Origin of the sequence: Massilia sp. CMS3.1 (assembly GCF_051262535.1) — a bacterium.
GTDB lineage: Bacteria > Pseudomonadota > Gammaproteobacteria > Burkholderiales > Burkholderiaceae_D > Telluria.
The window spans coordinates 32,827-56,309 of the sequence record NZ_JBIMES010000015.1; the positions used below are offsets into that span (position 1 = coordinate 32,827).

Below are 23,483 nucleotides of genomic sequence, written 5' to 3' on the forward strand. Positions count from 1 at the left end.
AGCATCCCGCTACTGCGTTCGTCAACGCACAGTCGTTTCCCCGATGAGGTTCTAGCATGGTTCAGCCGTGCGACGTGTTCCGCGCACGCTCATCATCGAGGCTCCTGTTGAACGAAGAATTGCACACCAAGGCCGACGCGCCGCGCGCGGGGCATGCGCCCGTTCGCGACGCCAGCGCCGCGGACGGTGTACCGCTGCGCGCCGTCTGCCTCGACGCCGCGCAACTGGCCGACCACGCGCGCCGGCTCGCCCAGCGCCATGGGCTCGCGCCGGGTGATGGATCGAAACGCCTGCGCGAGCGCCTCGCAGAGAATGCGTCGGTCATCGCCGCGGCATGCGCCTCGCTGACGCGCATCGAGAGGAGCGGCCGTCAGGATCCGGCCGCCGGGCTCCTGCTCAACCACTACCACCTGATCGACGAGCAGATCCGCAGCGCACGCCACCACCTGCCGCGCTTGATCGTGCCGAACGACGCTGCGGGCCGGCCACGCGTCTACGGGCTGGCTGTGCTACTGGTCACGCATGGCGACAGCCTGGTCGAGGAAGAAACCCTTGCTCGCTGCATCGCCGCCTGGCAGGAAGGCGCGCCTTTGAGGCTCGGCGAGCTGTGGGCGATTCCGATCATGCTGCGCCTGGCGCTGGTCGAGAACCTGCGCCGCCTCGCCGTGCGCCTGGACGCTCGCCTGCTGCAGGGCGGCCGCGACGACGACCTGACGGTCGACATGCAGGTGCGGCACGACAGCGAAGCGCAAACCCTCGATGCAATCTCGCTCGCCAACTGCCTGGCCAGCCTGCGCCTGATCAAGCGTATCGACTGGCATGCCTTCGTCGAGGCGGCAAGTACGGTCGAGCAGGCGCTGCGGGGCGATCCGGCCGGCGTCTATGCGCGCATGGATGCCGCTACGCGCGACTATTACCGCCAAGCCGTCGAGCGCCTGGCGCGCCAGTGCGGGCAGGGCGAAGACGAGGTCGTCGCCCTTGCCCTGGCGCTGGCCGGCGCACCGCGTCCGGCGGCGGACGGCGGCCTGGACGTGCGCACCCGCCACGTCGGCCACTACCTGATCGGCGCCGGCCTGCCGGCGCTGCGCGCGACACTCAAACCCGCGCCGGGAACACTGCCCGCGCTGCGGCGCGCTGCGCGCAGGAGGCCACTGCTGGCCTATGTCGGCGCGATCGGCGCCTTCACGCTGCTGTTCACGGCGGCGCTGCTGGTCCACGCCTACCACGGCGGCGCCGGCACGCCCCTCCTGATCGCACTCGGTATGCTGGCCGCCTTTGGCGCCAGCCAGCTGGGATCGGCGCTCACGGACCTGATGGCGGCGCGCCTGGTGAAGCCGCGCCCGCTGCCGCGCATGGATGTTGGCGCCGGCATTCCCGACGACGCGCGCACCCTGGTCGCGGTGCCCGCGCTCCTGCACGACAGCGCGCAGGTGAAGGCGCTGTGCGAAGGGCTGGCGTTGCGCTACCTGGCCAACCGCGACCCCCAGCTGCGCTTTTGCCTGCTGACCGATTTTACGGACGCGCCGCAAGAAACGGTGTCGGGCGACGCCGAGCTGCTCGAAGAAGCACGCGCGGGCATCGCGGCGCTGAACGCACGCCATGACGGACAAGTCTTCCTGCTGCTGCACCGCCCGCGCGTCTGGAGTGCGGGAGAGCAGGCCTGGATCGGGCGCGAACGCAAGCACGGCAAACTCGCCGACCTGAACGCCTTCCTGCGCGGCGGCGCGCGCGAGCGCTTCCTGCTGGTCGAGGGCAGTACCGAGAGACTCACAGGTGTACGCTATGTCATCACGCTCGACGCCGGCACCCAGCTGCCTTTGAGCAGTGCGCGCCAGATGGTGGCGGCTATGGCGCATCCGCTGAACCAGCCGCTGCTCGACGCCAGCGGGCGCCGCGTTATCGACGGCCACGCCGTGCTGCAGCCGCGCGTGACGACCTCGCTGTCACGCGAAGCGGCCTCGCGCTACGAGCGCCTGTGCGGCGGCGGGCCGGGCATTGACGTGAGCACGCGCACCGCCTCGAACGTCTACCAGGACCTGTTCGGCGAAGGGTCCTTCCTCGGGGAGGGCATCTACGACGTCGACACGGTGACGCGCGTGCTGGCCGATCGCCTGCCCGACAACACGGTGCTGTCGCACGACCTGCTCGAAGGCTGCTACCTGAGGAGCGGCGTCCTGAGCGACGTCCAGCTGGTGCAAGCCTGGCCGGCGCGCTACAGCGACGACATCGCCCGGCGTCACCGCTGGATCCGCGGCGACTGGCAGCTGGCCGGCTGGCTGCGTGCGCACGTGCCGGCGCACAGTGGCGAGCGCGAGCCCAATCCCTTGACGCCGCTGGCGCGCTGGAAGCTGTTCGACAAGCTGCGCCGCAGCCTGGTGGCGCCGACGTTGACCGCGATGCTGGTGCTGTGCTGGTCGATGTTGCGGGGGCCGGCCTTCTGGAGCGCCGCCGCGCTATCCGTGTTCTTCCTCCCCGCCTTTTTCAAGATCCTCTTGACCCTGGTCGACAAGCCGCGCGCCATGCTGTGGCGCCAGCATGCCGCCAACTGGGCGCACGGCGCGGCGAACAGCCTCGGACACGCCGTGCTGTGCACCGCCTTCCTGCCGCACGAAGCCTGGTACAGCCTGCACGCGATCGCGCGCAGCGGCTGGCGCATGCTGGTCTCGCGCAAGCACCTGCTGCAATGGAAGGCCACTAGCCCGCTGCGTTCGAGCACCGATGTCGAATCGGTCTTGCGCAGCATGTGGTGCGCGCCGCTGCTGGCCGTGGTGGTGGCCGTGTTGCTGACTTTCCTGCATCCGTTCGCGCTGTTCGCGGCCGCGCCCTTGCTGCTGCTGTGGTTCCTCTCTCCGCTGCTGGCCTGGTGGGTCAGCCTGCCGTTCGAGCGCGCGGCCGCCGATCTCTCGCGCCAACAGCACCGGTTCCTGGCGACCCTGGCGCGCCGCACCTGGCGCTATTTCGAGGATGTCGTCACGCCGGCCACCAACTGGCTGCCCCCGGCCGGCGTCCAGGAACACCCGCAGCCGCTGGTGGCGCAGTCAACCTCGCCGACCGACATCGGCCTGTCGCTGCTGGCCAACCTGGCGGCCTGGGATTTCGGGTTTGCTCCGCAATCGACCGTGCTGGCGCGTGTACGCGCCGCCTTCTCCAGCATGGCGCTGCTCGAGCGCCATCGCGGCCATTTTCATGCGGGTTACGACACGCGCACCCTGGCGCCGCTGCTGCCGGCCCGCATATCAACCGTTGACAGCGGCAATCTCGCCGGTCACTTGCTGAGCCTGGCAACCGGACTGGAAGCACTCGCCGACGCGCCGATCGCCAGCACGCGCGCCCTGGAAGGACTGCGCGCGACGCTGCATGTGGTCGATGAACATGCGCAGGGAGCGGCGCCGGCGGTGCGCAAGGCGCTTGGCACCTGCCGCGAGGCCTTGGCGCCCAAGCGCTGCCGCAACGGCGACACCCTGCCTGGATTGGCCGAATGCCTGGAGACAGCGGTGCGCGCGGCCTCGATGCTCAGCGCCACGCTGCCGGAGGACGCCGATGCCCAGCTGCGCGACTGGGTCACGCGCCTTGACGAAGATTGCCGCGCCGCCCAGGACGAGCTGCTGGCCCAGGCGCCGTGGATGCGCGCAGTGCAGGAGTATGTGTTCGAGGCCAGCCTGACGCGTATTCCGACGCTGCGCGAACTGGCCGGTTTTGCGGTGCCCGCGCCCGCCGGGACGGATGCGCAACAGGCGCTGGCGCAGATGGTGGAAGAGGGCGCCGCCACGGCCCGCGCGCGCCTGGCCGAAATCGACGTCCTGGGCGCATGCGCACGCGAGTTCGCCGACATGGATTTCGGTGTGCTGCTCCAACCCGACGTCAATTTGCTGGCGACCGGGTATGACCTCACGGCGAACCGGCGCGAGCCCGGCACCATCGACACGCTCGCGTCCAGCGCGCGCCTGGCCAGTTTCATCGGCCTTGCGCGCGGCCAGCTGCCGCAGGCGCACTGGTTCGCGCTGGAGCGCCAGCTGTGCCTGGTCGGCGACGAGCTGCTGCTGTTGTCAAGCAGTGGCGCGATGAGCGACTACCTGATGCCGCAGCTGGTCATGCCCAGTTACCGCGGCACGCTGTTCGAGCGCACCGGCCGCGCCATCGTGCGCGTCCAGATCAGCCATGCGGCGCGCCATGACATCCCGTGGGGCATGTCCGAGTCCGGCTACAACAGTCTCGACGCCGCGCTGCAGTATGAACGCCGTGCCTTCGGCGTACCTGGTACCGGTGTGATGCGCGGTCTCGGCAACGACTTCGTGGTCGCGCCGTATGCCTCGATGCTGGCCCTGATGGTCGCGCCGCAAGCGGCTTGCGCCAACCTGGAGCGGATGGCGGCGCAGGGCTTTGCAGGCGCCTGTGGTTTTTACGAAGCGATCGACTACACCGGCACGCGCCTGGCGCGCGGCGAGCGCCATGCGCTCGTGCGCGCCTGGCGCTCCGATCATCAGGGCATGGGGCTGCTGGCGCTGTCTTGCCTGCTGCACGAACGCCCGATGCAGCACCGTTTCGAGGCCGATCCGGACCTACGGGCGGCACTGCTCCTGCTGCAGGAGCGCGTGCCGACGGCAGGCGCTTTCAAGGCCCCGCAATTCGAGCTCGACGCGCAAGGTGGCGCCTCACCCGTAGCGCAGCTGCCAATCCGTTCAGTCACCCGGGTCGGCCCGCCGCAGCCGCAGGTGCAGTTGCTGTCGAACGGCCGCTATCACGTGATGGTGACGAGCGACGGCACTGGCTACAGCCGCTGGGGCGATCTGGCGCTGACCCGCTGGCGCATGGACGCGACGAGCGACGACTGGGGCGTGTTCTGCTACCTGCGCGACCTCGACAGCGGCGCAGTCTGGTCGAGCACCTGGCAGCCGACCCTGGCCCAGCCCGAGCACTACGAGGCCGTATTCCCGGAAGGGCGCGCGCAATGGCTGCGGCGCGACGACGGCATCGAATTGTTCACCGAGATCGTGGTGCCGCCGGGCGACGATGTCGAGCTGCGCCGCACGCGCATCAGGAATGGTTCGGGACGTGCACGCCGCATCGAAGTGACGAGCTACACCGAGCCGGTGCTGGCACCGAACGCCTTTGATGACGCTCACCCCGCCTTCAGTAAACTCTTCGTGCACAGCGAGATCGCAGCCGAGCGCAATGCGATCCTTTGCACGCGCCGGCCACGCGAGGAGGGCGAACTGACGCCCTGGCTGGTCAACGCGATGGCTGTTCACGGCGCAGACATCGGCGAGGCCGCGTTCGAAACCAGCCGCGCCGATTTGCTCAGGCGCGGCCACGGCAATGCACTGCCTGCGGCACTGGTCGAGACCACGCCGCTGAACGGCGCCGCCGGTGCGGTGCTCGACCCGGCGCTGGCGATCCGGCGCACGATCACCCTCGCGCCCGACGAGGAGGTCACGCTCGACCTGGTGCTCGGCGTCGCCGCGAACCGCGCGGATGCGCTGGACCTGGCCGGCAAGTATGCGCAGCGCAGCGCCACCGACCGCGCCTTCGGGCTGGCCGGGGCCTGCGCCCAGGCGCTGCTGCAGGAGTCGAACATGCTGGAAGCCGATGCCCAGCTCTACGCGCGCCTGGCCGGCGCCGTGATCTATCCGCAGCGTGCGCTGCGCGCGCAGCCGGACCTCATCGCACGCAACAGCCGCGGCCAGTCCAGTCTGTGGCCTTATGCGATCTCTGGCGACTTGCCGATCGTGCTGCTGCGGGTCGATGGCGCCGCCGGCCTGGCGCTGGTACGCCAGCTGCTGCAGGCGCAGGCCTGGTGGCGTGCGCGCGGCTTGACTGTCGACCTGGTGATCTGGTGCGGCGAGGGTGGCAGCGCCGAACGGTCGCCCCACGCGCAAGTCATGAAGATGCTTGACCCGGGCCTGATCGACCGTCCGGGTGGCGTGTATCTGCAGGTGTTCGAGCATGTGCCGGAAGAGGACCGGGTGCTGATGCAGGCGGTGGCGCGCGTGCTGCTGTTGGGCGAACGCGGCAGCCTGGCCGAGCAGCTGCGGCGCGCGCAGGCGGCAGCGGCGCCGCTCCTGCCGGCCCTGCGCACGCGCTCGCCGCAGTTCGATTCTGCGCCTGCCGCCACAGCGCAGACGGCGCCGCCTGAACTGCTGCTCGATAACGGCATCGGCGGCTTCAGCCTCGATGGCCGCGAATACCTCATCCGCACCAGCCCCGGCCGCCCGACGCCGGCGCCGTGGTCGAATGTACTGGCCAACCCGACTTTCGGCTCGGTCGTCTCCGAAAGCGGCCAGGCCTATACCTGGAGCGAGAACGCCCGCGAACTGCGCCTGACGCCCTGGGAGAACGATCCGGTAAGCGACCGCGGTGGCGAGGTGTTCTATCTGCGCGACGAAGCGAGCGGCATGTCCTGGTCGCCGACTGCGCTTCCGAAGCCTTCCGGCGGCGAGTACCTGACACGCCACGGCTTCGGCTACAGCGTCTTCGAACACACGGCGCACGCCATCCATTCCGAGCTGACGAGTTTTGTCGCGCTCGACGCGCCGCTGAAGTATGCGGTGCTGCGCGTTCGTAACGACAGCAATGGTTCGCGGCGCCTGTCGGCCACCGGTTACGTCGAATGGGTATTGGGCGAACTGCGCGCGGCATCCGCGCTGCATGTGGTCACTGGGCTTGACGCGGCCAGCGGCGCGCTGTGCGCGCGCACTGCCTGGAACAGCGACTATGCCGACCGCGTCGCCTTCTTCCATGTCGATGCCGGGGCGACCAGTTTTACCTGCGACCGCGCCGAATTCATCGGCCGCGGCGGCAGTTTGAAACAGCCGCAGGCGCTCGGGCGTACCGTCTTGTCGGGCAGCCAGGGCGCAGCACTCGACCCGTGCGCGGCGCTGCAGGTGGCTTTCGAACTGGCGCCGGGCGAGCAGAAGGAACTGGTATTCATGCTCGGTGCCGCCAAGGGCGACTCTGCTGCGCTGGTGCAGCGCCATACGGGGGGCGTGGCGGCGCGGGCGGCCCTCGAACAGGTGCACGCGTACTGGGAAGAGACACTCGGCGCGGTGCGCATCGAGACGCCCGACCCGAGCCTCGACGTGCTCGCCAACGGCTGGCTGCTGTACCAGACCATCGCCTGCCGCATGTGGGCGAGGAGCAGCTACTACCAGTCGGGCGGCGCCTTTGGCTTCCGCGACCAGTTGCAGGATGCGATGGCGCTGGTGCATACGCGAGCGCACCTGCTGCGCGCTCACCTGCTGCTGTGCGCCGCGCACCAGTTCGTCGAGGGCGATGTGCAGCACTGGTGGCATGCGCCGTCGAACAAGGGCGTGCGCACGCGCTGCTCCGACGACCTGTTATGGCTGCCGCTGGCGACTTGCCGCTACATCCGGGCCACCGGAGATATCGGCGTGCTGGGCGAATCCGTATCTTATCTCGAGGGCCGCATCCTGGAAGACGGCGAAGAATCGTATTTCGATGCGCCGCGCGCGTCCGCTCAGCGTGGCGACCTGTATGACCATTGCGTGCGCGCGATCCGCCACAGCCTGCGCTTCGGCGAACATGGCTTGCCGCTGATCGGCAGCGGCGACTGGAACGATGGCCTCGACCGCGTCGGCGCGCAAGGGCGCGGCGAGAGCGTCTGGCTCGGTTTCTTCATGATCGAGGTGTTACAGCGCTTCGCCGAACTGGCCGACCGCCGCGCCGACTACGGGTTTGCCACCACCTGCCGCGCGGCCGCGCAAGCCCTCACGACCCAGCTCGAGGACCACGCCTGGGACGGCGAATGGTACCGGCGCGCCTGGTTCGACGACGGCACGCCGCTCGGCTCGAAAGACAACGACGAATGCCGCATCGACCTGGTCTCGCAGAGCTGGAGCGTGCTCTCCGGCGCGGCCGGTCGCGAGCGCGCGAAACAGGCCATGGCCGCGGTCGAAGCGCGCCTGGTGCGGCGCGAAGCGAGATTGATCCAGCTGCTCGACCCGCCGTTCGAGGCCGGCAGCCTGAATCCGGGCAGCCTGCGCGGCTATGCGCCGGGCGTGCGCGAGAACGGCGGCCAGGCCACCCACGCGGCGCTGTGGGGTGCGATGGCCTTTGCGCGCATGGGAGAAGGAGAGCGCGCCTGGGAGTTGTTCGACATGCTCAACCCGGTGCGACTGAGCGCCACGCCGGCCGATTGCGAGCGTTACCGGCTCGAGCCGTATGTCGTGGCCGGTGACGTGATTGCCGCCGCGCCCCATGTTGGGCGCGGCGGCTGGAGCTGGTACACTGGCTCGGCCGGATGGATGTACCGGCTGGTCGTCGAATCGCTGCTCGGCATCGAGCGCGTCGGCGAGCGGCTGGTGCTGGCGCCGCAGCTCCCGCGCGGCTGGCCGGGCTTTCGCCTGCAGTACCGCTACCGCTCTAGCACCTATGCGATCGAAGTGCGTGCGTTGGACACCCCCGCGCTGCTGGTCGATGGCGTCGACGTCGGCGGCGATACGGTGCAGCTGGTCGACGACGGCCAGGCGCACCGCGTCGAACTGCATGTCGCGCCCAGGCAGGAGGCCGCCACGCTGGCGGCAAGCACAGAACCTCACTCGAAGACCATTACATGACCAAGAAAATCCTGTTGTCCGTTGGCGCCACCTTGCTGCTGTCCTGCGCCGCCGCGGGCGCGGCCGACTGGAGCGACACCTCGATCAGCTGGCGCTACGGCACCCGCTTCGCCGAGCCGTTCAACCCTGGGCACATCAAGAAGCACATCTTCGCGCTGACCCACGCCAGCGGCTACAAATACGGCAGCAATTTTTTCAACGTCGACCTGCTGCAATCGGACGAAACCGACCCGGGCTCGCTCGGGCAAAACGAAGGCGCGCAGGAAGCGTATGTCGTCTACCGCCACACGCTCGACATCGGCGCGCTGCGCGGCACCGAGATGCGCTACGGCCCGGTGAAGGGCGTCGGCTTGACCCTCGGCTTCGACTGGAACACCAAGAACGACGTCGGCTACAACTCGAGGAAGCGCATGCTGGTGGCCGGCCCGACGCTGATGTGGGACGTGCCGGGCTTCCTGAATACGAGCCTCTTGGTGCTGCGCGAATCGAATGCGCCGAGCGGCGCGTTTGCCCCGATCTCGAACGTCGACGGGCGCTACACCTACGACACCCACGCCGCCCTGTCGGTGAACTGGGCCATTCCCGTGGCCGAGCGGGTCTCGTTCGAGGGTTATGGCCTGTTCATCGGCGCCAAGGGGCGCGATGAAGTGGGCAACGGCACCGGCGCCGAGACGAACGTCGACATGGCGCTCATGGTCGACATCAGTTCCCACTTCGGGCAGCCGAAGAACCGCCTGCGTCTCGGCCTCGAATACCAGTTCTGGAACAACAAGTTCGGCAATACCCGCAGCACCACCGGCGGACGCGGCCAGCGCGCCAGTACGCCGATGGTGCGCGCCGAATACCACTTCTGATCTGATACCCGGGGACGGCTGCGAGCCATCGAACGCGGCTGTCCTTTTGTCAAAAAATATATAATTAGTAGCAACAAAATCCCGGCCTGGCGCAAGCGGTAATCATGATGCAATTGCAACAATTGCATCATGAAAACCATTCTCTTTACCTCCTCCCGGCTCGCCCCGCGCCTGCTCCTTTTTCTGCTGTGCTGCTTGTCACCCGGCGCGTTTGCAGCCATCGACGAACACAGCGAATTCGAAGCCACCCTGCACGCACCCTATCGCGCGCTCGACCCCCTGAAAGGCGAGGCGCGTACCTTCACCCTGGCCTTCGATTATCCGAATGCGCGCCAGGCGCAAGTCGTCGACTGGCAGCTGGAACTGATCTCCCCGCGCGGCCTTGTCGTACGCCGCTGGCAGGACAGCACGCCGCTGGCCGCACGCCCGGTGTCGGTCGCCGTGCCCTGGTCGGGCGTGGACGCCGGCAAGCTGGCCGCCGGCATTTACCAGGTGCGCCTGCGCGCGGCCAGCCGCGATGCGCTGTCAAACGCAGCCTCGCTCGAGGTGCACGAGCAGGCCTGGCAGATCGAGATCGGGGCGCCGCAAGCGCCCGCGCTGCCGCGCTTCGCCCCGCTCCCGATTGGTCGCATCGCCCAGCCGGGCGCCGCACCGGCGCTCGCGGCGTTGCCGTTCACTGTTTATCTGGGCAACCTGCACAGCCAGACGAATCACAGCGACGGCGGCGCCGAGCTGTCCGACTGCAAAGGCGCGCAGGAGCCTTCAACTGCGAAATACGGTCCGGATGCGGCTTTCGCCTATGCCCGTACGCACGGTCTCGACATTCTCGTCGCCTCCGAACACAACCACATGTACGACGGCTCGGACAGCACCCGGCCGGACGCCGACCCGGCCACCGCCAAAGCGCTGTACCGCAAGGGCCGGGAGATGGCCGCCGGCTTCAACGCCGCGCACCCGGATTTCCTGGCCGTGTACGGCATGGAGTGGGGCGTCATCAACAAGGGCGGCCATGTGAATATTTTCAATAGCGAGCAGTTGCTGGGCTGGGAAAAAAATGCGCAGGGCGAGCTGCTGGCCGACGTCGCCACGCCGCGCAGCGATTATGCGGCGCTCTACACGTTGATGCGCGAACGCGGCTGGGTCGGTCAGTTCAATCATCCAGCCACGAGCGGCCAGTTCACCGTAAACGGCGTGGCGCTCGGTTATTCAAAGGACGGCGACGAAGCGATGGCCTTGTGCGAGGTGGTCAACAGCACCGCGTTCTCGACCAACGACAAGGAGGGCGAGACGCGGCGCAGCAATTTCGAGGCGGCCTGCAACCAGGTGCTGGAAGCCGGCTTTCACGTGGCCTTCAGCACCAACCAGGACAACCACTGCGCGAACTGGGGCACGGCGTACACGAACCGCACCGGTGTCCTGGTCCCGAACGGCGTGCCCCTGAGTCAGGCCAGTTTTGTTGACGCGTTGAAGGCGCGGCGCGTGTTCGCGACCATGGACAAGGGCTCGCAGCTGGTCCTGACTGCGAACGGCCGCATGATGGGCGAGCGCTTCACGAATACCGGGCCCTTGACGCTGCTGGCGAATTTCGCCAGCACGGCGGGCAAGGCGGTGGCCTCGGTGGCGATCATGAAAGGGGTGCCGGGGCGCGGCGGGATGGTGACGCAGTTGTCCGACACGGCGACGACGAGCTTCACGCCAGCGCTTGGTGCGCATTTTTATTATGCGAAGGTAACCCAGGCGGACGGGAATATCCTGTGGTCGGCGCCGGTGTGGGTGACGCAGGAATGAACGCAGGGTGGCTGGCGCCACCCTGCAACAAGCTTATTCCACCATCTGGCTCTGCAAATAATTCTGGATCCCGACCTTCACGATCAGGTCAAGCTGGGTCTCGAGCCACTCGATATGTTCTTCGGTGTCTTCCAGGATCATCAGCAGCAAGTCGCGCGAGACGTAATCGGCGGCCGCTTCAGCGGCGGCAATGCCTTGCTTGACCGTGATCTGGGCGGCGCGCTCGAGTTTCAAGTCGGCCGCGAGCATTTCCTCGGTGTTTTCGCCGATCAGCACTTTGTGCAGCGCCTGCAGGTTCGGCAGGCCGTCGAGCATCAGGATGCGATCGATCAGCTTGTCGGCGTGCTTCATTTCGCCGATCGATTCGTCGTATTCTTTCTTGCCGAGCTTGAAGAAGCCCCAGTGGCGGTACATCCGCGCGTGCAGGAAGTACTGGTTGACGGCGGTGAGCTCGTTGGTCAGCTGCGCGTTGAGCAGCCGGATGACGTTGGGATCGCCCTTCATGATATGCCTTGTAGTTGTGGTATGCGTTGCCACAACTATAGCAAAGTGGGCGAACGCGCGCCGAAAACCGGCAGCGTGGAAGAGACGCTTATGCCGGCTGCGAGGCGCGGAAGCTCAGTTCAGTCACAACAGTCTTGCTGTCGATCGCTTCGTGCAGCACTTCACGGGCGTAGCTGATGCACTTGCCGCAGCAGGTGCCCAGGCCCAGCTCTTCGCGCAGGTCGGCGATCGAGGTGATGCCGAGGTCGACAGCCTGGCGGATTTCACGGTCGGAGATGTTGTTGCAGACACAAACGATCATCGAAGCAGTCCCTGAGTTGTCACTGAGTTGTCACTCAAATAATGAGAATCGTTCTCATTCGTGTTCTATTCTGAGGAAATTTTTCGATGAACGCAAGTGATTTTGTTATGTGATCATTCCGCCAAATGGAAATAATTCGCATTTAGGTTTATGATGCTAGTATCTGTCTCATCAGCGCTACACCACCGGAACGCCGCCATGACCCTAGTCCCCACTTTGACCACACTCGACGCCCTCAAGGCCGGGCAGAGTGCGACCGTGATCCACCTTGCGCCACACGCACTCGGCGGCCAGGACGTGGCACGCCGCCTGATGGAGCTGGGCTTCGTGCCTGGCGAACGCATCCGCATGCTGAAACGCGGCTTGCCGGGCGGCCCGGTCGCGGTGAAGGTCGGCGAGTCGACTTTTGCCCTGCGCAAGTTCGAGGCCGCACTCGTCTCGATCCAGCCGGAATAATCAATGGGTGTCATGGAACAGCAGGTGGCGACGCGGTCGCCCCTGATCGCATTGCTGGGCAATCCGAACTGCGGCAAGACGGCGCTGTTCAACCGCCTCACCGGCGCGCGCCAGAAGGTCGCGAACTACGCCGGCGTCACCATCGAACGCAAAGAGGGCAGTTTTACCTCCCCAGGCGGGCGCGCATTGCGCGTGCTCGACCTGCCGGGTGCCTATAGCCTGTCCGCGCAAACGCCGGACGAAGCCATCACGCGCGACGTTGTCGCCGGCCTGCGCGCGGGAGAATCGGCGCCCGATGCCATCGTCTGTGTCGTCAACGCCACGAACCTGCGCCTGAACCTGCGCCTGGTGCTGGAAATCCAGCGCCTCGGGCTGCCGATGCTGCTCGCCCTGAACATGGTCGACGTCGCCGAAAAGCGCGGCATCGAGATCGATACGGACAAACTGGCGCAGGAACTGGGCATGCCGGTGGTCGAAACGGTCGCGATCCAGGCCGGCGGCGAACAGGCCCTGTTGGAGGCCCTCGACCGCATGCCCCTGGACCGCGCGCAAGCGAATCCGCTGTCCGCCATCGACGCTGTGCCGGTCGAACAGACCCAACGCGAAGTGCGCCGCATCCTGGAGGCCAGCGTCAGCTATGCGCACGACACGGGCAACCTGTCGGAAAAAATCGACCACGTGGTGCTGCACCCCGTGGCCGGCCCGATCCTGCTGGCCGCGCTGATGTTCATCATCTTCCAGGCTGTGTTCAGCTGGGCCGAAGCGCCGATGGAGTTCATCACCGGCAGCGTCGAAAGCATCGGCGCGTGGATCGGCGGCGCCATGTCGGACGGTCCGCTGCGCAGCCTGATCGTGGACGGCATCATCGCCGGCGTCGGCGGCGTGCTGGTGTTCCTGCCGCAGATCCTGATCCTGTTCTTTTTTATCCTGATCCTGGAAGACATCGGCTACCTGCCGCGCGCGGCTTTTCTGCTCGATCGCATGATGGGCGGCGTGGGCCTGTCCGGGCGCGCCTTCATCCCGTTGCTGTCCTCGTTCGCCTGCGCGATTCCCGGCGTGATGGCTGCGCGCACGATCCAGAACCCGCGCGACCGCCTGGTGACGATCATGATCGCGCCCTTGATGACCTGTTCCGCGCGCCTTCCCGTGTACGCCCTGATCATTGCCGCCTTCATTCCCGAACGCGAAGTCGGCATTTTTAACTTGCAGGGCCTGGTGCTGTTCGCGCTGTACGCGATTGGCATCGTCAGTGCAATGGGCGTGGCCTGGTACATGAAACGCCGCAGCGGCGCGGGCCAGCATCCGCTGCTGCTCGAACTGCCCGCCTACCACTGGCCGCACCTGCCGACGCTGGCGCTGGGCCTGTGGGAGCGCGCCAAGATTTTCCTGATGCGCGTCGGTACCTTGATTCTCACCTTGATGGTGCTGCTCTGGTTCCTGTCGAGCTTCCCGGGCGCGCCCGAAGGCGCCACCCAGCCGCCGATTTATTACAGCGTGGCCGGCATGCTCGGGCGTGCCCTGGCCGTGATTTTTGAACCAATCGGCTTCGGCTGGCAGATCTGCATCGCCCTGGTCCCCGGCATGGCCGCGCGCGAAGTGGCGGTCGGGGCGCTCGGCACCGTGTACGCGCTGGCCGGTTCCGGCGACGAGGTCGCCAACACGCTTGGGCCGCTGATTGCCGGCTCGTGGTCGATGGCGACCGCCTTGTCGCTGCTGGCCTGGTATGTGTACGCGCCGCAGTGCATCGCGACCCTGTCGGTCGTGCGCCGTGAAACCGGCAGCGCCAAGTACGCGTGGATGATGGCCGGCTACATGTTCGCGCTGGCCTATTTCGCGTCCTTCATCACCTACCGGGTTGCCCTGGCGCTCGGCGGAGGCTGACATGTGGCAGGAACTGGTCGTCGCGCTGGTTGTCGTGCTTGCCGCCCTGTATATCGGCGCGAAGTACCTGCCGGCGGCGTGGCGCATCCGCATCGTCAACCGGCTCTCGCGCGGCGGGCCCGATTCGAGGCTGGTGCGTTGGCTCGATACGGGCGGCAGCTGCGGGGGCGGGTGCAAGAGTTGTAACACCTGCGAGACGCCGGTGGAGCCGACGGCGCCTGAAGGCAGCAATCATCGGGTAATCAAATTGCATGAAAACTAGGGTGGGCCGGGCCGCGAAAGGCACTTGTGCCCACGCTGTTTCACCTCATGCAAACCGCACCGCTTCCTGAAATCCGACACCGTCCACGCTTCGATTGACCTGACACATCCCCAAGCGCGTGACCCGGCACTACGATGCCGCACCATGTCACGCTACCGCCGCCTTCTCACTGGTTCCACCTGCTTCTTCACGGTCGTCGCGCATCGCCGGCGTCCCATATTCTGCAACCCGGCCATTCGCGCGAACCTGCGACGAGCGATCCGCTTTGTTCAAGACATCCGGCCGTTCGTCATCGACGCATGGGTCCTGTGGAGCTCGCCGAAATGTTGCCCTCAACCGCTGGGCATCATACGGCGCGTGCACCAATGTGAATCGTGCCCATGCGCCCATCATAGGGAGCCATCCGGACCGGTTCGGTGCGTTGCCGAACCAGTCCGTCGCAGGCAGCATCCGATCAAACACGGGCCTGTCTTTTTGTAACGACGCAACAGTGCTAAGCTAGCGCTCCTTCTTCTTCGCCGGCGCCCCATGATCATCGTCCATCACCTGAACAATTCGCGCTCGCAGCGCATCCTCTGGCTGCTCGAAGAGCTGGGCCTGCCGTACGAAATCAAGAAGTATCAGCGCGACCCGAAGACGATGCTGGCGCCCGCCGAACTGAAGGCCGTGCACCCGCTCGGCAAGTCGCCGGTGATCACCGATGGCGACACCGTCGTGGCCGAGTCGGGCGCGATCGTCGAGTACCTGGTCGAGCGTTACGGCAATGGCCGCTTCGTGCCCGCGGCCGGCACGCCGGAAAAACTGAAGTACAGCTTTTACCTGCACTTCGCCGAAGGCTCGGCCATGTCGCCGCTGCTCATGAAACTCGTGTTCGACCGCATCGAGACCGGACCGATGCCGTTCTTCGCCAAGCCGATCGCGCGCTCGATCGCACGCAAGGTCAAGGAGACCTTCGTCAACCCGAACATCAAGAACCAGCTCGACTACCTCGAGTCCGAACTGGCCGCGCGCGACTGGTTCGCCGGGAGCGAATTTTCAGCCGCCGACATCCAGATGAGTTTTCCACTGGAAGCGGCGGCCTCACGCGCGGGCCTGGATGCGCAATACCCGCGCCTGTCAAGCTTCCTGCAGCGCATCCACGCGCGTCCGGCCTACGCGCGCGCTTTGGTGCGCGGCGGCAAGTACGACTTCGCAAGGTAAAACCCGATGGCCAAGCTGCTCGCGATCGACGGACTGAACATCGTGCGCCGCGTCTACGAAGCCAGCCCGGAGCCCGACTCCGACTTGAAGGCCGGCATCGCCCTGCGTCACGCGTTTTCCTCGTTTCGCAAGCTGCTCGAAGCGCACGCGCCCACGCACGTGCTGGCCGCCTTCGACCACGGCGGCCAGACCTGGCGCCATGCGCTGTATCCGCGCTACCGCGAGCACCGCGCCCCGATGCCGCCGGTGCTGAGGGAAGCGCTGCCGGAATTCCAGGAACGCCTGCGCGCGGCCGGGGTGCCGGTGGCGATGCTGCCGGAAGTCGAAGCCGATGACGTCGTCGCCACCTGCGTCATGCGCTGGCTGAATGAAAACCGGGGAGAAGCAATCGTCGCCACCACCGACAAGGATTTACATGTCCTGATCGCGCACGGCGCTCTGGTATGGGATCATTTCAAGGGCGAGTGGCATGACGATGCCTGGGTGCGCAACAAGTTCGGCGTGGCGCCGGAACTGCTGCACGATTTATTGGCGCTGATGGGCGACGCCACCGACGGCGTCCCGGGCGTCTCGAAGATCGGCATGAAGACGGCGGCGCGCCTGCTGGGTGCCTACGGCAGCCTGGACGCGGTCATGGCCGGCGCCGGCATCCTCAAGACGCCCCTCGGCGAACGCCTGCGCGCCGAGCGCGATATCCTGTATTTGTCGCGCCAGCTGGTGCAGCTGAAAACCGACGTGCGCCTCGGCGTCACCTGGAAGATGCTGGCTTACGACGCACATTGACGCTCTACCAATTAAAGGACCGGACGATGCTCAAAGCAGTACTAGTCGATTCGAACGCCGTCGCGCGCGGTTTATTGAATACCGTGCTCACCGATGGCGGCTACGAGGTGCTCGGGCAAACCCATACCGGCCAGGGCGCGCTGGTGCTGGCGAATAAATTCCGGCCGCAGATCATGTGCATCGCGCGCGAGCAGGTCGAGGATGGCAGCGGGATTGTCGAACAGCTGCGCGCGAACCTGCCGAAAACGCTGGTCTTCATGGTCTCGGGCACGCTCGACGCACCCACCATCGAAGCTGCGCTGGCACGCGGCGTGCACGGCTTCATCGTCAAACCGTTCAAGGCCGACGCGGTCCTGAAAACCATCCGGAATACCGTCATCGCGGTGGTGCGCAAGCAGCAAGCCGGCTAACGGCGCCTGATCTCCTCGGCCGCGATTGCCGTCAACTCGCCCAGGGCCCGCATTTCGCGCTCGCGCAAGCGGCGCGGCTCGCTGTCCATCACGCACAGGGCGCCGAGCTTGAAACCTTGGTCGTCGATCAGCGGAAAGCCCGCATAAAAACGCAAATGCGGTTCGCCCAGTACCAGCGGGTTGTGCCGAAAGCGCGTGTCGAGCAGGGCGTCGGGCACGACCAGCGGCCCGTCCTGGCCGATCGTATGGCTGCAAAAGGCATCCTCGCGTGGGGCCTGCGGCACGCTGATGCCGATGCGCGACTTGAGCCACAGGCGGCGCCCCGTCACCAGGGAGAGCAGCGCGATCGGACAATCGGTGACCTGGGTGGCGAGCCAGGTCAGGCGATCGAACACGGCTTCCGTTTCGCTGTCGACCAGACCCGTCGCGCGCAGCGCCAGCAGACGCGCATGTTCCTGGCCGGGCAGGGCGCAAGCGGCATCGGGCAGGAAATCGTCCGGGTCGGCGCCGGCAGCCCCCGCCCCCATGCTCGATCGTTCCCGCAGCAAGGCGCTGACGTCGGAAAGGCGCACGCGCCGGTGGCCACCCGGCGTCTTCCAGGCAGGCAGCACCCCATTCTCGATCCATTGCTGTGCCGTGCTCACGGCAATGCCAAGCAGCCTGGCTGCCTCGCGTGTCGTGAGAATCGGATCGTCTTCATCGGCAAGGGCAGTTGACATCATGATTATTTATTCCATTTAAGCAATAACTGATCGGCATTCTACTGTAGCCGTCGAATAAAATGCCGAAATTGACGACTTGATACAACATAAATTTGATTTCTTCACCACAAAAGGCCGTACTTACAGAGGGAAACGCGCGAATTTAGTTGACGCACGGAAATATGACGATCACAATGAATAAATCATTATTTTCGTCATATCGGCGGCAGCTGCCGGCGAGGACCACCACACCATGAGTCAACACCCGCCGGCCCAGCGCGAAGCAGCCCGTCTCGACGCCCTGCGCAAGCTGGACCTGCTCGACACGCCTCCCAACGAGGCATTCGACCGCATCACGCGGATGGCTGCCCAGTTGTTCGGCCTGCCGGTGGCGGCGGTGTCGCTCACCGATATCGACCGCCAGTGGTTCAAGTCGCGTGTCGGCGTCGACCATCGTTCGATCCCGCGCGAGAAGGCGCCTTGCGGGCAAGTGGCCGATACGCGCAGCATGCTGGTCATTCCCGACCTGCTGGCCGACGAGTTTTACCGCGACAGCCATCTTGCCGCGCGTGGTGTGCGCTTCTATGCCGGCGCGCCGCTGCTCACGCGCGACGGCCACTGCCTGGGCGCGATGTGCGTGCTCGGCACCGAAGCACGCACGATCAGCGCCACCGAACGGACCGGCCTGACCGACCTGGCTGCGATGGTCATGGCCCAGATCGAACTGCAGCACGCGATCGGCCGCATCGATCCGCTCAGCGGCGTCCCGAACCGCCACCAGTTCGTCGACGACCTGCGTGACCTTGCCCTCGACCGTCCGGGTGGCGAAGCACGCCTGGCCGCGCTGGTGAACCTGGCCACCCCCGAGCAGATGGACAGCGCGGTGCGCGCGATGGGCGCCGGCTTCGTCGACGACATCGTCTGCGAGGCGGCGCGCATGCTGCGCGGCGCGCTCGGCCCCGCGCGCAAGCTGTACCACGTGGCGCCGTTCCAGTTCGCCTTCCTGGCCGAGCCAGGCGCGGACGCGGCGCGCTTTTGCGACTGGCTCGGTGCCTGGGTCGCGCTGCGCGCCGGTACCACCACCGCGCGTTTCGTCACTACCGCCACGGTCGGGGTAGCCCCGTTCGCGACCGGCCAGGCCGACCCGTTCGACCTGCTGCGCGACATGTACAGCGCCGCGCATGACGCCATCGAAGGCGCGCACCGCGTGCGTGTTTTTTCGGCCGAGCAGAACGCCGTCTTTATGCGCCGTTTCCGGGTCGCCAACGACTTCGGCGCCGCGCTCGAGGACGACAGCCAGCTGCGCCTGGTGTTCCAACCGAAGATCGAAATGGGAACCGGCCGCTGCGTCGGCGCCGAGGCGCTCCTGCGCTGGCGCCATCCGACCCTGGGCGACATCGCGCCCGGCGAATTCATCCCCGTGATCGAACAGACCTCGCTGGCGCGCCCGACCACGCGCTGGGTACTCGAGCGCGCGCTGGGTCAACTCGCCAGCTGGCAGCAGGCCGGCCTGGTGACGCAGCTGGCAGTCAATGTGTCGGCGGTGAATCTGCTGGAACCGGATTTCTGCGCCCACGTGCTGGCGCGCCTGCGTGCGTACGGCCTGGCGCCGGGCGCGCTGGCCATCGAAATCACGGAGAGCGCGCTGATGTCGAACCGCACGCTGGCTGCCACTACGCTCGAGGCCCTGGCTGCCGCCGGCGTGCAGTTGGCGATCGACGATTTCGGCACCGGCTACAGCAGCCTGGCTTACTTGCAGAGCGTGCCGGCCAAAGTGGTCAAGATCGACCAGAGTTTCATGCGCGACCTCGACCTCGATGAGCGCAAGCGCTCCCTGGTGGCGACCATGATCAAGCTCTCGCACGAGCTCGGCCAGCTGGTCGTGGCCGAGGGCGTCGAAACGGCGCCGGTGGCCCGTTTTCTCGCCAGTGCCGGCTGCGACCAGGTGCAGGGCTACCTGTACGCGCGCCCGATGGCACCTGAGCAGTTCGAGGAGTGGATCTGCGCCGAATGGACGCTGGCGCGTCCGCGCATGGCGCGCCAGGAGGCGCAGTCGGCCTATGCCTGAGGGGCGGGCCGGTTGAGTGAAGGCGGCGCATCGGGAAACCGCTGCGCCGTTTTTCATCCGGATTTCTGCCGGATCGGTGCCGCATGGAGCGGCACCGGCTTCAGCGTATCAGAACTCTTCCCAGCTATCGGCTCCGGCGCCTGCCAGCTGCGCCTTGCGCGGCGCAGTCTCCAGCTTCGCCTTTGCCTTCACGGCAGCGCGCGCGGGCGCCGGTGTCGCCAGGCGCGGCGCGCCGGTTACAGCCGCAAGCGCTGCCGGCCGGGCCTCGGCGCCGATGCGGAATACGGCAACCGTGGCGGCCAGCGCCGCCGCCTGGCTGCGCATGGCGTCGGCCGCGGCCGAGGTTTCCTCGACCAGGGCGGCGTTCTGCTGGGTCCCCTGGTCCATCTGGGTGACGGCCTGGTTGATCTGCTCGATACCGGCGCTCTGCTCGCGGCTGGCGGCACTGATCTCGCCCATGATGTCGGTGACGCGGCGGATGCTGGTGACGATTTCCGTCATCGTCTGACCGGCTTCGCCGACCAAGCGGCTGCCGTCGCCGACCTTGCTGTTCGAGTCGATGATCAGACCCTTGATGTCTTTCGCCGCGGCCGCCGAGCGCTGTGCCAGGTTGCGCACTTCGCTGGCGACGACGGCAAAGCCGCGTCCCTGTTCGCCGGCGCGCGCCGCTTCCACGGCCGCGTTCAGCGCGAGGATATTGGTCTGGAAGGCGATGCTGTCGATGACACCGATGATGTCGGCGATGCGGCTGGACGACGCGTTGATCGCTTCCATCGTGCCGACCACCTGCCTGACCACGTCACCGCCGCGCTCGGCGACCGTCGATGCGGTCGCTGCCAGCGTGGTGGCCTGGCGTGCGTTTTCCGCATTCTGCTTCACGGTCGAGGTCAGTTCTTCCATCGACGACGCGGTTTCCTCGAGGGCACTGGCTTGCTCTTCGGTGCGGCTCGAGAGGTCGAGACTGCCCGCCGCCACCTGGGACGAGGCTGAAGCGATCAGGTCGGTGCCGTTGCGCACCGTCGATACGGTCGTCGCCAGGCTGTCGTTCATTTTCCTGAGCGCGCCCAGCAGCTGGCCCAGCTCGTCGGTCGTGGTCACATCGATCCGGCTGGTCAGGTCGCCGGCGGCCACCGTCTCGGCAATCGCCAGGGCACGCGCGACAGGCACCGTGATCGAGGCCGTGATGCGCCAGGCGATGAAGGCTGCCAGCGCCAGGATCGCGGCGGAAAGACCAATCATCGACCTGACCGTGTTGTCGTAGGTCTGCCTGGAATTGACCACGGCCTTGTCGGCAAGGTCGTGCTGCAGCTTGCTCTGGGCGCCGAGTACCTTGCGGTAGTCGCTCAGCAGCGGGCGATATTGGGCAGTCAGATAGCCCGAGGCTCCGGCGATGTCGTCCGCGCCGATACGGCGCAGCAGTTCGTCCTGTGCGGCGATGGCTTTGACATTGTATTCCTGGCTCTGGCGCAGCAGTGCCTTGCCTTCTGCGCTGACGATGGCCTGCTGGAGCTTCGCCGTGATCTGCGCAATCGCCGCGCGGGCTTGTTTGATGTCGGCTGCCTGCGCCTTGCGGTCGGCCGCATCGCTGCTCAGCATCATGTTGCGCAGCGCGATCGAGATCGCATTGACCTGCATGAGCGTCTCGTTCGACGCCTCGATCTTTGGCATGTAGTTGTTCACGATGACGTCCGTGCCGGCATTGATCCGGGCCAGCATGGTGGTGCCGAACAGCACAACGACGAGCAGGAGGGTACACAGGATACCGAAGCCGGCGAAGAGCCGGGTCCTGACGCGCAGATTCGAGATGTTCATGATTGACATTTTCTAGTGGTTATATTGGGGCAGGAGCAGGAAAGGTCGCCCCGTTCGTATTTTTCCTCAAGGCAACTAGATTAACGTAATTCTTTGTAGAAACTCAACAGATGCGCCTAAAAATTTGCCGATTTTAATGATGTGTGTTGCGCACGCGCCAACGGTGCACGCTGGCCATAAAAAAAGGGCCGGCAGTGCCGACCCTTTGTTTCGTGCGCGCTTGCGACTAGCCGGGCACCGCGCTGGCGCCATCGATGATGCCGCCACCGAGGCAGATGTCGCCGTCGTACAGCACGGCCGACTGGCCGGGCGTGACCGCCCATTGCGGCTCCAGAAAATCGAGTGCGAAGCGTTCGGGCCCATCGGCGGCGACCGTGCAGCCGACATCAAGCTGGCGGTAGCGCGTCTTGGCCGAGAGCGGGCCGGGGGCTGGCGGCTCGCCCGCGACCCAGCTGGCCTGACCCGCTTCGAGCCGGGCCGACAAGAGCCACGGATGGTCGTGGCCCTGCACGATGTAGAGCGTGTTGTTCGCGATATCCTTGCGCGCCACGAACCAGGGCTCGCTCGTGCCGTCGCTATTGCGGTGCGATTTCAAACCGCCGATGCCGATGCCTTTACGTTGGCCCAGCGTGTAGAACGACAGGCCGATGTGTTCGCCCACGGTCTGCCCGTTATCGAGCTTCATCGGGCCCGGCTGGTGCGACAGGTAACGGTTCAAAAAATCGCGAAACGGGCGCTCGCCGATAAAACAGATGCCGGTCGAATCCTTCTTCGCCGCGTTCGGCAGTTGTAATTTTTCGGCGATCTGGCGCACCTCGGTCTTTGGAATCTCGCCGAGGGGGAACAGCGATTTCGACAGCTGCGCCTGGTTCAGGCGGTGCAGGAAATAGCTCTGGTCCTTGGTGTGGTCGAACGCCTTTAATAACTCAAACTTGCCGGCGCCATTTTCGCGCACGCGCGCGTAGTGGCCGGTGGCGATCAGGTCGGCGCCGAGCTTCATCGCGTGATCCAGGAAGGCCTTGAACTTGATCTCGGCATTACAGAGGACGTCCGGGTTCGGCGTGCGGCCGGCCTGGTATTCGCGCAGGAAGTCGGCGAACACGCGGTCCTTGTATTCGGCGGCGAAGTTCACCGCTTCGATGTCGACCCCGACCACGTCGGCCACGCTGGCCGCGTCGATCCAGTCCTGGCGCGTCGAGCAGTATTCGGAATCGTCGTCGTCTTCCCAGTTCTTCATGAACAGGCCGACCACGTCGTAGCCTTGTTCCTTCAGCATCCAGGCCGCGACCGAGGAGTCGACGCCGCCCGACATCCCGATCACGACTTTTTTCTTGCTCATGTTACGTCCGGTCCGTTGTCAGATTGTCTTCGAACACCGACGGGTGGGTGTACAGCAGGCCCAGGTCGGTGCGCCGGCCAGCCAGGTAATCGTCCACACACTGCAGCACGATCGGGCTGCGATGGCGCTCGCTCGATGCGGCGATCTCGTCGCGCGTCATCCAGAGGGTGCGCAGGATGCCGTCGTCGAGCGGTTGATCGAACTGCTTGCCGGCCATGCCGCAGAAGGTGAAGCGCAAATACGTGATGTCGGCATTGCGCGAGCGCGAGTAATAACGCGACATGTACATGCCGACCAGCCCTGTCGGGATGAATTCGTGCGCCGTCTCTTCGATCGATTCGCGCATGACCGCTTGCTCGAGCGACTCGCCCGGGTCCAGGTGGCCGGCCGGCTGGTTCAGCTTGATGCCTTCGCTCGTCTCTTCCTCGATCAGGAGGAAACGGCCATCCCGTTCGATGATGGCGGCAACGGTGACTGACGGTCTGAAGGTATGGGTCATGCGCTTCCTCGACAAATGAGCCGATATTCTACAGCGGTGCGCAAAGGGTTGC

The 23,483-nt window shown here is 66.1% G+C and carries 16 protein-coding genes; 10 read left to right on the forward strand and 6 right to left on the reverse strand.

The features are described 5' to 3' along the window. The first annotated feature begins 107 nt into the window (after window positions 1-107). From ACHAC9_RS20330 to ACHAC9_RS20340, 3 genes are all read left to right on the forward strand, one after another. Window positions 108-8,573 (forward strand): GH36-type glycosyl hydrolase domain-containing protein, encoded by an 8,466-nt coding sequence (locus ACHAC9_RS20330; protein ID WP_435762762.1) that lies wholly within the window; start codon window positions 108-110, stop codon window positions 8,571-8,573. Further along, the gene (locus ACHAC9_RS20335; RefSeq protein WP_435762765.1) at window positions 8,570-9,427 is read left to right on the forward strand and encodes an outer envelope protein; all 858 of its coding nucleotides are present in this window, start codon (window positions 8,570-8,572) and stop codon (window positions 9,425-9,427) included. Before ACHAC9_RS20330 ends, ACHAC9_RS20335 begins: the two co-directional genes overlap by 4 nt. Window positions 9,428-9,556: 129 nt before the next feature. Next, the gene (locus ACHAC9_RS20340; RefSeq protein WP_435762767.1) at window positions 9,557-11,215 is read left to right on the forward strand and encodes a CehA/McbA family metallohydrolase; all 1,659 of its coding nucleotides are present in this window, start codon (window positions 9,557-9,559) and stop codon (window positions 11,213-11,215) included. Between the two features lie 33 nt (window positions 11,216-11,248). Here the strand turns inward: ACHAC9_RS20340 and bfr are convergent, their stop codons facing one another. Together bfr and ACHAC9_RS20350 are read right to left on the reverse strand one after the other, a co-directional pair. Then, window positions 11,249-11,719 (reverse strand): bacterioferritin, encoded by a 471-nt coding sequence (bfr, locus tag ACHAC9_RS20345; RefSeq protein WP_435762769.1) that lies wholly within the window; start codon window positions 11,717-11,719, stop codon window positions 11,249-11,251. A gap of 88 nt (window positions 11,720-11,807) precedes the next feature. Continuing rightward, the gene (locus ACHAC9_RS20350; RefSeq protein ID WP_435762771.1) at window positions 11,808-12,020 is read right to left on the reverse strand and encodes a (2Fe-2S)-binding protein; all 213 of its coding nucleotides are present in this window, start codon (window positions 12,018-12,020) and stop codon (window positions 11,808-11,810) included. Window positions 12,021-12,218: 198 nt separating this feature from the next. Here ACHAC9_RS20350 and ACHAC9_RS20355 point away from each other — a divergent pair, with 198 nt between their 5' ends. The 6 genes from ACHAC9_RS20355 (at window position 12,219) to ACHAC9_RS20380 (ending at window position 17,012) form a co-directional block, all read left to right on the forward strand. Beyond that, the gene (locus ACHAC9_RS20355) at window positions 12,219-12,476 is read left to right on the forward strand and encodes a FeoA family protein (RefSeq protein ID WP_136221979.1); all 258 of its coding nucleotides are present in this window, start codon (window positions 12,219-12,221) and stop codon (window positions 12,474-12,476) included. Window positions 12,477-12,479: 3 nt separating this feature from the next. Further along, entirely contained in the window at window positions 12,480-14,357 is a 1,878-nt protein-coding gene (gene feoB / locus ACHAC9_RS20360) for a ferrous iron transporter B (protein ID WP_435762774.1), read from the forward strand. A gap of 1 nt (window position 14,358) precedes the next feature. Then, window positions 14,359-14,619 (forward strand): DUF6587 family protein, encoded by a 261-nt coding sequence (locus ACHAC9_RS20365; RefSeq protein WP_435762776.1) that lies wholly within the window; start codon window positions 14,359-14,361, stop codon window positions 14,617-14,619. Window positions 14,620-15,147: 528 nt separating this feature from the next. Beyond that, window positions 15,148-15,819, forward strand: coding sequence for a glutathione S-transferase family protein (locus ACHAC9_RS20370; RefSeq protein WP_435762778.1), 672 nt, complete (start codon window positions 15,148-15,150; stop codon window positions 15,817-15,819). A 6-nt stretch (window positions 15,820-15,825) separates the two neighbouring features. Continuing rightward, window positions 15,826-16,602 carry a 5'-3' exonuclease gene (locus ACHAC9_RS20375; protein WP_435762780.1) on the forward strand — a complete coding sequence of 259 codons (777 nt, stop codon included), beginning with the start codon at window positions 15,826-15,828 and terminating at the stop codon, window positions 16,600-16,602. 26 nt (window positions 16,603-16,628) lie between these two features. Next, window positions 16,629-17,012 (forward strand): response regulator, encoded by a 384-nt coding sequence (locus ACHAC9_RS20380; protein WP_435762782.1) that lies wholly within the window; start codon window positions 16,629-16,631, stop codon window positions 17,010-17,012. On the opposite strand, the gene ACHAC9_RS20385 is transcribed toward ACHAC9_RS20380, so the two are convergent. Next, the gene (locus tag ACHAC9_RS20385; protein WP_435762784.1) at window positions 17,009-17,734 is read right to left on the reverse strand and encodes a helix-turn-helix domain-containing protein; all 726 of its coding nucleotides are present in this window, start codon (window positions 17,732-17,734) and stop codon (window positions 17,009-17,011) included. The two genes, ACHAC9_RS20380 and ACHAC9_RS20385, sit on opposite strands and share 4 nt — an antisense overlap. 232 nt (window positions 17,735-17,966) lie before the next feature. Here ACHAC9_RS20385 and ACHAC9_RS20390 point away from each other — a divergent pair, with 232 nt between their 5' ends. Next, on the forward strand, window positions 17,967-19,781 hold the full coding sequence (locus ACHAC9_RS20390) for a putative bifunctional diguanylate cyclase/phosphodiesterase (RefSeq protein ID WP_435762787.1): 1,815 nt from the start codon (window positions 17,967-17,969) through the stop codon (window positions 19,779-19,781). A gap of 108 nt (window positions 19,782-19,889) precedes the next feature. Here ACHAC9_RS20390 and ACHAC9_RS20395 read toward each other — a convergent pair whose 3' ends face one another. From ACHAC9_RS20395 to ACHAC9_RS20405, 3 genes are all read right to left on the reverse strand, one after another. Further along, entirely contained in the window at window positions 19,890-21,593 is a 1,704-nt protein-coding gene (locus ACHAC9_RS20395; RefSeq protein WP_435762789.1) for a methyl-accepting chemotaxis protein, read from the reverse strand. Window positions 21,594-21,819: 226 nt separating this feature from the next. After that, window positions 21,820-22,932: a tRNA 2-thiouridine(34) synthase MnmA gene (gene mnmA, locus ACHAC9_RS20400; protein ID WP_435762791.1), complete on the reverse strand. Its 1,113-nt coding sequence runs from the start codon at window positions 22,930-22,932 to the stop codon at window positions 21,820-21,822. A gap of 1 nt (window position 22,933) precedes the next feature. Next, a complete protein-coding gene (locus ACHAC9_RS20405) occupies window positions 22,934-23,431 on the reverse strand; it encodes an NUDIX hydrolase (RefSeq protein WP_435762794.1) in 498 nt (165 codons plus the stop codon). Window positions 23,432-23,483: the final 52 nt, after the last annotated feature.